Genomic DNA, 11,929 nt, shown 5'->3' with positions numbered 1-11,929 from the left:
ACCGTCGCACTACTTTTCCGCTGCCAAACAGTGAACGCCCCGCGATCAACAACAGCCTGTCGCGGGCGGCGATTTATCTCGGCGATGAACCCGAAGAATTGATCCTCGCCCAGGCGGGTGACGAGGCGCGGTTCTATCACTTTCATAACGGTCGGCTGACGGCCATCAGTGACGCTTACGACAACCGCCTGCGCATCACCCGTGACCGTCACGAACGCATCAAACGCCTCGATAATGGCGCCGGCCGTGCCTTGCGATTGCGCTATGACCGGAGCCATTTGGTCGCCGTCGATTATCAGGTCTTTGTCCCGGCCCAGACCCTCGACGAGGCTTGGCACACCGAGCAGACACTGGTCAGTTATAGCTACGACGAACGCGATCAACTGATCGAAGCAACCAATGCTGCTGATGAAAGCGAACGTTACGACTACGACGATCAGCACGTCATCCTGCAGCGGCAATTGGCTGGTGGGGCGAGTTTCTTCTGGGAGTGGGAAAGGTCCGGTAAGGCTGCCCGATGTGTCCGGCATTGGGCGTCGTTTTCACAGATGGACGCGCGTTACGTCTGGGATGACGAGGGCAGTGTCACCGTCCAGAACATCGATGGCAGTGAAGAGGTTTACGTCCATGACGACCGCGCGCGGCTGGTGCGCAAGGTCGAGCTGGACGGCGGCGAGCACCTTAAGGCCTACGACGACAACGGTCGGCTGATTGCCGAGCAAGACCCGCTCGGCGCCGTCACCGAATACCGTTACGACGAGGTCGGACGGCTGATCGCGCTGATTCCACCGGAAGACGAACCGACTGCCTACGAGTATCGAAACGGTTTCCTGCATGCGNGGTACCGCGGCAAAGCCGTGTGGAAATATCAGCGCAATACGCACGGTGACATCACCGAAGCGACCGACCCCGACGGCCATGTCAGCCACTATCACTACGACGAAAAAGGGCTGCTGCTGTCGATCCGTTACCCGGACACCAGTCGGCATGTCTTTGCCTGGAATGGCTTGGGGCAGTTGGTTGAGGAAACGCTGTCGGATGGTGGTGTGCGGCGGTTTTCCTACGACGCGCTGGGGCGGCAGATTACCCGTCAGGACGAACACGGCGCCGTTACCCAGTACCAATGGGATGCCGTCGGCCGACTGATCCAGACGACGCTTCCCACAGGCGCCAGCCGCGCGTTCAGCTACAACGCCTACGGCAAAATCACCGCCGAACGCGATGAACTGGGCCGCGTCACCCGCTACGAATACGTCGACGATCTGCACCTGGTCAGCCGCCGCCTCAATCCCGACGGCACCCAGCTGAAGTACCGCTACGACAACGCGCAGCTGTTGCTCACGGAAATCGAAAACGAATCCGGTGAAAAATATCTCCTGGACTACACGCCCAACGGCTTGATCCGACAGGAAACCGGATTCGACGGCCAACGCACGGCGTACGCCTACGACCTCAACGGCCAGTTGCTGGGGAAAACCGAGTTCGGGGAGGACGGTTCGCAGCTGGTGACGGCTTATNAGCGGGATTCGGCAGGGCGGTTGCTGGTCAAAACGTTGCCCGACGGCATCAAGGTTGAATACCGCTACGACAGNCTCGGCCGGCTGGTCAGCGTCGATGACGGTCACGATCATCCGCTGGAGTTCGAATACGACCGACAGGACCGCCTGATCACCGAGCATCAGGGCTGGGGCACCTTGCGCTATGGCTACGACGCCTGCGGCCAACTCAATCGCCTGCGCCTGCCGGACGGCAGCAAACTCGATTACCACCACGCCAAGGGCGGCGCACTCACGGCCATCGACCTCAACGGCGCGCGACTCACCACCCACCAATTTGCCTTCGGCCGCGAACAGCAACGCCAGCAGGGGCAACTGCTCAGCGAATATGCCTACGACGATCAGGGCCGATTGAAAGCCCACGCTGTCAGTCAACAGCACCAACCGCTGTATCGCCGCGACTATGCCTACAGCGCCAACGGCAATCTCGACAGCATCGCCGACACCCGTCACGGCCAACGCAATTACCAGTACGACCCGCTCAATCGCCTGACTCGCGTGCGCCACACCCGAGACGACCCACCGGAAAGCTTCGCCCACGACCCCGCCGGCAACCTGCTGATGCAGGACCGCCCCGGCGCCGCGACCGTCAAAGGCAACCGCCTGCTGATGCAAAGCGACCGCCACTACGACTACGACGCCTTCGGCAACCTCATCCGCGAACGCCGCGGCACCGGGCAAAAACTCGTCACCGAATACCGCTACGACTGCCAGCACCGCTTGGTCGGCGTCACGACCCCTGACGGCCGCAGCGCCAACTACCGCTACGACGCCTTCGGCCGCCGCATCGCCAAAACCGTCGACGGCCACACCACCGAGTTCTTCTGGCAAGGCGACAACCTCGTCGCCGAAAGCAGCCGCGAGCACTACCGCAGCTACCTCTACGAACCGGGCAGCTTCCGCCCACTGGCCATGCTCGACGGCAAAGGCCCACGCAAGGCTTGCCCGTTTTACTACCAGCTCGATCACCTGGGCACGCCGCAGGAACTGACGGATTTTGGTGGCGAGATTGTGTGGTCGGCGAAGTACAACGCCTACGGCAAGGTCACCCGCCTGGCGTTCGGCGGGGGAGAGCAGCTCGAGCAACCGTTGCGGTTTCAGGGGCAGTACTTCGACGCCGAGAGTGGTCTGCATTACAACCGGCATCGGTACTATGATCCGGAGGTTGGACGGTATCTGACGCCAGATCCGATCAAGTTGGCGGGCGGGCTGAACCAGTATCAGTACACGCCGAATCCGACGGGGTGGGTTGATCCGTTGGGGTTGAGCGGGAATTGCCCGCCACCGAACAAGCCTGGGTGTGGGGCGCCGGATGATACGGCAGGCGTTAGGGTTGATGAGGGTGAGCCAGCGCTGCCGAAGCTGACAGGTGATCAGCGGAGGGCGCGGATTGATGAGTTGGCTGAGGCGAACGCGAAGCGGCGTGTTAAAGAAATGGAAGCAAAATATGATATGCACACAGTAAAAAAACACAGCTCAGAAATATCTGACCAAGCGCTCAAACAACGAGCAGATAATGGGGCCGATCCTCATACCGGTGAGGTTCCGAAAGGCGCTAGAGGGAACTTGAGCTCTCAATTCAGAAACTGGCGTATGCATTTGGGGGCATTGAATAAAGCTATGACAAGGGAGGCGTTAGGTTTGAGCCCGCATACAGGGAAGGACCACAATAAAAATCCGATCGTAAGGATGGAGCTTCCTGGGGCCGGGCGTGGTTATAAACCGAACAAGAAAGACGCTCGTAACCCGACACTAAATGAAGATCTGAATTGGTTTGAAGTTAAGTTCGATAAGGATAATGTGCTGCGGCCTTTTACTGCTTTTCCTTCGGAGAGAAAATGATGTTGCGAGATCCATTTTCAAATGAAGAATTTCAACCCGATTTGATGTGGTTTATCGGCGTCTTTGATGTCTATGATCGCGAGGAAACTCGGGGTGCAGAACTGGAAGTATTTAATCCTAATGATCGTTTTGACAGAGCGGAGCTGATCAAAAGATACAGCTTGAATCTAGGTTATCTGTCCTATCGACATAAGCTCGTGCTGCTGGATTTTCTAGCGGAAAAGCTAAGCGATGCGTCTTATGATTTTCAGAGTTTGTTTGATATAGATGAAGAAGATGCAGGGAGTTGGCCGCGTGGCGAGTGGTATGCATTGGAAGATCCCCGTGGATTTCTTCAAGATGTCTATTCGTTGGCTCAGGAGACCTGGAAGGAAGATCTTCTTTTAGCGAGTCTTGAAGATCGGTCCAGTTGGTGATGGATAAGGTGGTGCCTGTCAGTCTGGACTCCCACACGTCGGCATTCTCAAGAGTAATAAATACGTCCCCTTTATGCTTGGGTTAGCGGGAGGAGCTTTGGCTAATTACCTTTAATGACGTATTGGATTGTAAGTCTTTAGGGGCAGTAGGCACTGAGGTGTCAGAGATGCTTGTGGAGGACGGTACGGCCTTGTCAAATGAATTGGCTTTGATCGATGTTTCGAAAGTAGGAACTAGCTACTGCTTTGCCTGTGCTCGCGACAGTTATGTTGTTTTGATGATAGTGGCCAGTGGTTATACGGCGAAAAGGCTAACCTGTAAGTATACTTACAAAATAAGTATATCCATCCACGTTTATCAGTGAGGTTTAACGGGCTGCTACTTTGAAGATAGTGAAATCTACTCGCTTTGATGATGTCGACCACGATTTTGGGTATGAGTACCGTGGTTATAACTACGACATACAGAACGAAGAGGATGTGTTTCTGATCAGAATTTACGATGACGAACCCGGACAGGCAACGGTAGTACGTCCGACTGCAATGTCTAAAAACGGTAGCCTTAGAAAGCTTGTTGAGTTCTTACAATCCGAGCTAGGAGTGTCCAAGATCTATCTCTACAAAGGCGATTTTGGGAGCTACGCCGAGATCGATCTTGATAGCTTGGCATTCTGCTCCGTCTGAAGTCGGCGGCAAGGGGGTGGCAGGCGTTTTTACACACTCTGGGCCGAATTCTGTCTTTGCTGAGTGGCAGCTATAGGATGTGGATTCAACAGGTGGCGAAATCAAGCCAAGCTTCAGTGAAGTTTTTCGCCACGTTTGCTTTTTTGAGCGAAATTTCTGGGCAATGTTGTCGGAAGTTTCCTTCAAGTCGTAGCGGTTTCCATGAACTGGTATGAAATGAGCTCCATCGATAGTCTTTGGCGGTCACTGAAATTCCAGTGGCAGGGTGTAGGAACCCTTCGAAACCGTTAGAGCTACATTGGCGTCGATGCTTGGTTTGCGGCCGTTAACGTGCGTCCGTAAGATCAGTTGCGGCGGCTATGCGCGGGCACGCTTCGGCGTGGTCGAGTTTTGCTCTAAGGGTCTCGATATTCCTACCCCGTGCATAGCTGCCACCCTAGCCTGTAGGAAGGCCTAAGGCAGCTCCATTTTTTCCTTGGAGCAATTCAAATGAAAACATTTACACCCGATCCACCCTACGAAAAACCAATCCCCCACCCCAAAAACCGCTTCATGGCGCTCACCAGCAATTGCGACGACATGCCTACCCTGTTCGTCGACACCCAAGCGCCGCTGGATGTTTTGTATGACGCTGCCAGCTATCGAATTCGCGCCGTCACCCAAGTGATGGAGAACCTGTCCATGCGCGGTTCGATCGAGTGTCAGTCCTTCATCCTTAGTGATTTTGCTTTGCTCTGTGCCATTCCGTTGCGGGATGGGTGTGATGTGCTGGATGTGTTAGGGCGACGATTGAAGGCTCGGCCTTCGGAGTAGGGCCGGACGCTTTCCCTGATGCGATTCGGTCAAACAACTTTGGCTGAGTCGCACGAGTTGTAGCAGCTGGCGAAGCCTGCGTCCGGCTGCGCAGCAGTCGTCAAATCAGCACTCGCGATTTTTCAGACACACCGTGCAAGCAGGGTTTACGACTGCTGCGCAGCCGGACGCAGGCTTCGCCAGCTGCTAGTTGTGTGGCAGCTTGGCCGCTCGGCCGTGAGGCCCTGACGTTCGCCTCGGTACAAGGTAAACTTCCCGCCCTTCGCAGGAGCAGCCATGAATTATCGTCACGCCTTCCATGCCGGCAATCACGCCGATGTGTTCAAACACCTGACTTTGACCCGCATCATCGCCTTGATGTCGCGCAAGGAGCAGCCGTTTGCCTATCTCGACACTCACGCCGGCATTGGTCTGTATGACCTGCAGGGTGATCAGGCGAGCCGTACCGGTGAGTACCTGGAAGGTATTGCGCGTTTGTGGGATCAGCCGGATCTGCCGGCGTTGACCGCGGATTACATGAAGGTGCTGCACGACATGAACCCGGATGGCCAGTTGCGCTATTACCCGGGTTCGCCGGAGTTGGCGCGGCGTCTGACGCGGCCGCAGGATCGGGTGATGCTCAACGAGAAACACCCGCAAGACGGTGTGTTGCTCAAGGACAACATGGCGGGCGACCGTCGGGTGAAGGTGCATCTGGGTGAAGGCTGGCATGTGCCGCGTGCGATGTTGCCGGTGCAGGAGAAGCGTGCGGTGATGTTGATCGATCCGCCGTTCGAGCAGCTGGATGAGATGCAGCGCTGTGCGGCGTCGCTGAAAGAGGCGATTGGCCGGATGCGGCAAACCGTGGCGGCGATCTGGTACCCGGTGAAGGACCAGCGCATGTTGCGTCGTTTTTATCAGGATCTGGCGGGCACGGGCGCGCCGAAGTTGTTGCGCGTCGAGTTGCTGGTGCATCCGTTGGATACGCCGAACAGTCTGAATGGTTCGGGGCTGGCGATTGCGAATCCGCCGTGGGGTCTGGAAGAGGAATTGCGTGAGTTGCTGCCGTGGTTGTCCAAGAAGCTGGGGCAGACCCAGGGTGGTTGGCAGATGGATTGGTTGATTGCCGAATAGGGTCAATTGACGAGCAAGATCAAAAGATCGCAGCCTCGTTTCACTCGACAGCTCCTACAGGGGGAATGCATTTCTCTGTAGGAGCTGTCGAGTGAAACGAGGCTGCGATCTTTTGCTTTTTGGGATTCAGATCGGGCAAGTCACGCCTGTACCGCCAATCCCGCAATACCCTTCAGGGTTTTTCGCCAGGTATTGCTGGTGATACGCCTCGGCGAAATAGACCGTCGGGGCTTCGTCGATTTCAGTGGTGATCGTGCCTTTGCCAGCCTTGGTCAGCTCAGCCTGGAACACTTGCTCGCTGTGCTTGGCGGCTGCCAACTGAGTCGGGTTGGTGGCGTAGATCACCGAGCGGTATTGGGTGCCGATGTCGTTGCCCTGACGCATGCCCTGGGTCGGGTTGTGCAGTTCCCAGAACATCTTCAGCAGTTCTTCGTAGCTGACTTTCGCCGGGTCGTAGACCACCAGTACCACTTCGCTGTGGCCGGTCAGGCCCGAGCAGACTTCTTCATACGTCGGGTTCGGCGTAAAGCCGCCGGCATAACCCACCACCGTGCTGACCACGCCTTCGCGCTGCCAGAACTTGCGTTCCGCGCCCCAGAAGCAGCCCAGGCCGAAGATCGCGAAATCCACGTCCATCGCGAACGGGCCCAGCAGCGGGGCGTCGTGGACGAAGTGTTTTTCCGGCAGGTTCATTGGGGTTTCACGGCCAGGCAGAGCTTGTTCTTTAGTCGGGAGCACGTTTTTGTTCACCAGGATTTCCGAGCGCAGAACCATCATCAGTCCTCTCAGTCAGGTTGGATGTAAATAAACAGACCACCAGTGTGCCCAATGATGCCAAGTTAATCACTACTCCTGTGGGAGCGAGCTTGCTCCGGGCGTCGTTCCGACGATAGCAGTATCAGTCGACATCAATGCTGACTGACACGGCCTCATCGCGAGCAAGCTCGCTCCCACAGGGTTTTGTGTCTTGGCAGAAAGAGCCTTCAGCCTTATTCAGGCGATCGGGCCACGCGGATAGCGCTTGAGCTTTTCGATCAGCTCGGTGCCCGGGATCGGTCGGTCGAACAGGTAACCCTGGCCGACGTCGCAGCGGTGACGGCGCAGGAAAGCCAACTGCTCGGCGGTTTCGATGCCTTCAGCCACGACCTTGAGTTTCAGGTTGTGGGCCATGGCGATCACCGCGGAGGTGATTTCCATGTCGTCCTGGTTGTCGGGGATTTCGTGGATGAAGCTTCGATCAATCTTAATGATGTCGATCGGGAATTTTTTCAAGTAACTGAGCGACGAGTAACCGGTGCCAAAGTCATCCATGGCCAGGGTCAGGCCCAGGCGCTTGAGCTGATCGAGCTGCAAGTGGGTGTCTTCGGTGGCTTCCAGCAGCAGGCCTTCGGTGAGTTCGAGCTCCAGCAGGTTTGCCGGCAGCGCTTCTTCTTTGAGGATGTTGGCGATGGACGACACCAGGTCCGGGTCGGAGAACTGCTTAGGCGACAGGTTGATTGCCACCTGAAGATTGCCCAGGCCAGCGGCGGTCAGGTCTTTGCTCATGCGGCAGGCCTGGCGGGCGATCCATTTGCCGATGGGGATGATCAGGCCGGTTTCTTCGGCGACGCTGATGAACTGGTCCGGGCGGATCATGCCTTTTTCCGGATGGTTCCAGCGCAGCAGCGCTTCCATCCCCAACAGGCGACCGCTGCGCAGGCAAAGCTTGGGCTGGTAGAACACGTCCAGCTCATTCTGGGTCAGGGCGCGACGCAGGTTGTTTTCGACGAACAGTTTGTAGCTGGCTTCTGCGTTCAGCGCTTCGGTGAACACTTGGACCTGATGTTTACCGTTGGCCTTGGCCTTGTGCAGCGCGAGGCCGGCGTTGCGCATCAGGGTTTGCGGATCGCGACCGTGCAACGGTGCGCAGGCCAGGCCCACGGAGCCGGTGACGCTGATCAGCTGGTTGTCGACGAACATCGGCTTGTCGAGGGTCGCCAGCAATTGATTGGCAATCTGTTGGCCCGCACGCAGATCGGTGTCGTCCAGCAGCACGGCGAATTCGTTACTGGCGAACCGCGCCAGGCTGCCACTCGGGCTCAGGCTGTTGCGCAGGCGTCGGGCCAGGCTGATCAGCAGTTTGTCGCCGGTCTGGTGGCCGAGGCTGTCGTTGATCCGCTTGAAATTGTCGATGTCCACCAGCAACAAGCTGATCGGGGTATCGCTGTCTCGGGCGAAACGTTCATCGAGGTTGCGGATGAAGGCCGGACGGTTGCCGAGGTTGGTCAGGTTATCGGTGTAAGCCAGACGCTCAATGCGCTGCTGAGCGAGCTTGGTCTGGGTGATGTCTTCGTAGATGCCGATGTAATGCGTCAGCTCGCGGTTGTCGCCGTAAACCTTGGAAATCGACAACTGGCCCCAGTAGGGTTCGAGATTTTTGCGGCGGCTTTTGAATTCGCCTTGCCAACTGTTGCTCTTGGCCAGCGCCGAGGGCGCGTCGAACAACAGCTCGCTGAGGTTTTCCAGTGCCGGCAGTTCCGACAGCCGCTGGCCGTGGACTTCTTCGGTGGTGTACTGGGTGATCGCCGTGAAACTCGGGTTGACGTATTCCACCACGCCATCGCAATTAACCAGCAAAAAGGCGTTGGCGCTTTGCTCTACCGCACGCTGGAACAGGTGCAGGGCGCTGGTGGCGGTGCGGCGGTTGTGGTTGTTGATGACTTGGGCAAACTGATCCGCCAACTCACCGGCGAAAGCAATTTCGTCCGATTGCCAGGCGCGGGTCGTACCGGTCTGCTCCAGGCAGAGTACGCCGACCACTTGGCCGTCGACGCGGATACTGGCGTCGAGCATGGCGTTCACATCACGCGAGCGCAGATGTTCGGCCATTTCCCGGGTGCGCGGGTCGCGCATGGCGTTGTGGGCGTCGATGGCGCGGCCGGTGTGCAAGGCATCCAGATAATCAGGGAAGAGACTGACGTCAATCGGCTCCGGCAGCAGGTATTCCTGGCTGGCGCGGTGATAGGCCGAAATCGGCACGAGCAGTGAACCTTCGAGGTTCCACAGGCTGGCGCAGTCGATTTCGTAAATGTCACAGGCGCTGCGAGTGATCAGTTCGGCGGCTTCTTGCAGGGATTTGTTGCTGCTATAGCGCTGGCGGGTCAGCAGCAGGATCAAGTCTTGCTGGGCGCGCACCCGGTCCAGGTGCAGAAGCTGTTCCTGCTGGGCGCGCTGATTGAGTTCCAGGGCGATTTGCAGGCGAGAGTTCTGGGTTTCGAGGTCCAGGGCCGGCAGCAGTTGCTCGCCATCGAACAGGCCGTCGACCACCAGCAGGTAGCCGCGCAGCAGGTGTCGATTATGTTGTTTGTAGGCTTCGCCCAGTTCCAGCAGGTTCAAGGAGCCGGCGGCGGTGTGCAGGGTGTAGCGGATCAGGTAATGCGGGCTTTCGGTGAGTTGCTGCTGAACCGCGTCATGCAGCTGATAGCGCGCTTCGGGCTCCATCAGGCTGGCGTAGGGCGAGCCGACCAGAGCGCAGAGCTCCACAGCCGGCAGGCCGAACTGTCGTTCGCAATTAGGATCGAGAAACAGCAGCGCCCAACTCGCTTCATTCAGCCGTTCGAAACGAAGCATGCCGAGCCGCGAGGGCACAGGCAACTGCGTCACTACCTCGGCCACCATACGGCTGGCGGCATCGGGTTGGCTCTTCATATGGAGGGAAACTCACTTCGAATAAACTGATCGCGCCGGGCTCTCGCCCTCTTTACTGTTACCAGCGGCAAGGTTGCATCATTGCGACACTGACTGACAAGAGACATGAAGGCCAAGTGCTATAAGAATATGTCGGCCGGCGCGAAGAATTCTCCAGCGTAGGGCCGAAAGTAATGTTTTTGACCGAAAAGCTCGTCCGAACGCGGCCCGAGCCTTCGGCAGCTCCTTGGGTGTACGCCATTTCCTTGTAGGAGCTGCCGCAGGCTGCGAGCTTTTGCTTTTTACCGGAGCGGGATGCTGGTCGACTGCAAAGGCTTGCCGTCCCGGTCGTGATAACTGACACGAACCTGTTCGGCATCGACGATCAAATGGGCAAAGTTGTCCTGACTGACCACCTGGCTGGTCAGTTCATGCTGATAGTCGCCAGCGGCTGTTCGCGCCAACGGTTGATCGAGGATGAAGGTGGATGCCTTGGCGTACGGCAGCAGTTTGCTGTTGCACAAGGGTGAGGAGACGATGGTGTGCACCTCGAAGTCCGGGTCCTCGCTGTGGGTCAGGCGACTGGTCAGGGAGCCATGGACATCACCGGAAACGAAGAAGACGTTCTTGATGCGGTGTGTACGAATTGTCTCCAGCAGCCGCAGACGCTGTTCGGGAAAGGCCTTCCACGCGTCATCACCATGGGCTTTGCGGTCGGGGTAGAACATCACGCTGGTGACCACGAATTTGACCCTGGCCGGGTTGTGAATCAACCATTTGCACAAGACCTGTTCCTGCTCTTCATCGAGGATGCGTCGATCATTGGCCGACAGGTTGCGTCGGGTTCGACTGTCAGTGACAAACCATTCGATATCACCTTCGGCGTACTGATACCAATACTGTTCCAGTTTTCTATTTATTTGCCCGCTGGCAAGAAGTGTATGCGCCGGGCTATGACTGGCTTGATACAACTCATACGCCGCGATGGCGTTTTTGTATAAATAGGCGTCGGCCTTATTTTTGTTGGCGGGCCAGTTGTCTTCAATTTCATGATCATCGAGGATCATGTAAGTCGGCACGCCGGACATTAACTTGCCAATATTGGGTTGGGAAAAAGCTGCGCGGTACTTACTGAGTATTTCCTTGTATTCCCGGTCGGGAGCAATGACGTTCAGGTCATCGACATAGATTTGATCGCCGGTCATCAACATGGCGCTGATGGGCGGTTCGGCCTGCTGCGCCAGATTCGTGATCGAGGCGAAAATCCTGTCCCCCAGATGCGGTGCAGACGGGACGCCAGCGGTCATGCGCAGGTAACGACATGAACCGACGATATAGGCCCGTGGAATCGTGGCTTTGCTGGACTGTGTGCGAAACCGGTAGATATCGCGCGGCCATTGCAGCGGCAGTTCCTGAATCGTCTCCACGGTGTGCACCGGGCTCATGGGGCTGAACCAGCCCGCCTGGTATTCGTACTCGGTATCGGTGACAAGGTCGTTGAGCGCTATGACATCGGACATATCACGCAAGATCGTCAACTTTGCAAATACACCTTGGGACCAGCGCTCTTCGCCAGGCCGGCGATAACGAATACCTGCAAATGCCGGCGCATTGTTTTGAAGTTCTCCACGCAAAAAGATGCGTGTGTGGTTAGTTGTTGTGTGGCCAATAATAGGGCCAACAGTCGGTTTAAACATGTTCGAATCCATTCGAAGTAATGCTAACTAAGCAAAATAAGTTGATAGGGGTTCTAGCGACAATTAGTTGAAATAAGCTTAGTTATGGGTTCGCAAAAAATATCGAGCAGAAGTGGACTGGAGTTGTGGGCGACGTAAGCCG

General features: G+C 56.9%; 7 protein-coding genes. 4 read left to right on the top strand and 3 right to left on the bottom strand.

Annotation, left to right across the window (positions count from 1 at the left end; translation table 11 throughout):
* The 4 genes from CUN63_RS10055 to CUN63_RS10035 all read left to right on the top strand — a co-directional run.
* Positions 1-3,398: RHS repeat-associated core domain-containing protein (locus tag CUN63_RS10055; protein ID WP_165353245.1), on the top strand; the 3,398-nt coding region annotated here is incomplete at its 5' end.
* The gene (locus CUN63_RS10050; protein WP_129439100.1) at positions 3,395-3,814 is read left to right on the top strand and encodes a hypothetical protein; all 420 of its coding nucleotides are present in this window, start codon (positions 3,395-3,397) and stop codon (positions 3,812-3,814) included. The genes CUN63_RS10055 and CUN63_RS10050, both read left to right, overlap by 4 nt.
* A gap of 1,173 nt (positions 3,815-4,987) precedes the next feature.
* Positions 4,988-5,311 (top strand): hypothetical protein, encoded by a 324-nt coding sequence (locus CUN63_RS10040; RefSeq protein ID WP_129439098.1) that lies wholly within the window; start codon positions 4,988-4,990, stop codon positions 5,309-5,311.
* Between the two features lie 276 nt (positions 5,312-5,587).
* Positions 5,588-6,424 carry a 23S rRNA (adenine(2030)-N(6))-methyltransferase RlmJ gene (locus CUN63_RS10035; protein ID WP_129439097.1) on the top strand — a complete coding sequence of 279 codons (837 nt, stop codon included), beginning with the start codon at positions 5,588-5,590 and terminating at the stop codon, positions 6,422-6,424.
* Between the two features lie 126 nt (positions 6,425-6,550).
* Here the strand turns inward: CUN63_RS10035 and msrA are convergent, their stop codons facing one another.
* The 3 genes from msrA to CUN63_RS10020 all read right to left on the bottom strand — a co-directional run bounded on the left by msrA (position 6,551) and on the right by CUN63_RS10020 (position 11,787).
* Positions 6,551-7,198: a peptide-methionine (S)-S-oxide reductase MsrA gene (gene msrA, locus CUN63_RS10030; RefSeq protein WP_129445081.1), complete on the bottom strand. Its 648-nt coding sequence runs from the start codon at positions 7,196-7,198 to the stop codon at positions 6,551-6,553.
* A gap of 219 nt (positions 7,199-7,417) precedes the next feature.
* Positions 7,418-10,111: a bifunctional diguanylate cyclase/phosphodiesterase gene (locus tag CUN63_RS10025; protein WP_129439096.1), complete on the bottom strand. Its 2,694-nt coding sequence runs from the start codon at positions 10,109-10,111 to the stop codon at positions 7,418-7,420.
* A 281-nt stretch (positions 10,112-10,392) separates the two neighbouring features.
* Complete coding sequence (locus tag CUN63_RS10020) at positions 10,393-11,787, bottom strand: alkaline phosphatase D family protein (RefSeq protein WP_129439095.1); 1,395 nt, start codon at positions 11,785-11,787, stop codon at positions 10,393-10,395.
* Positions 11,788-11,929 lie beyond the last annotated feature (142 nt).

The sequence above is a fragment of the Pseudomonas sp. ACM7 genome, from assembly GCF_004136015.1.
Taxonomy (GTDB): domain Bacteria; phylum Pseudomonadota; class Gammaproteobacteria; order Pseudomonadales; family Pseudomonadaceae; genus Aquipseudomonas; species Aquipseudomonas frigoris.
This window is presented reverse-complemented; position numbering and strand designations above follow the sequence as displayed.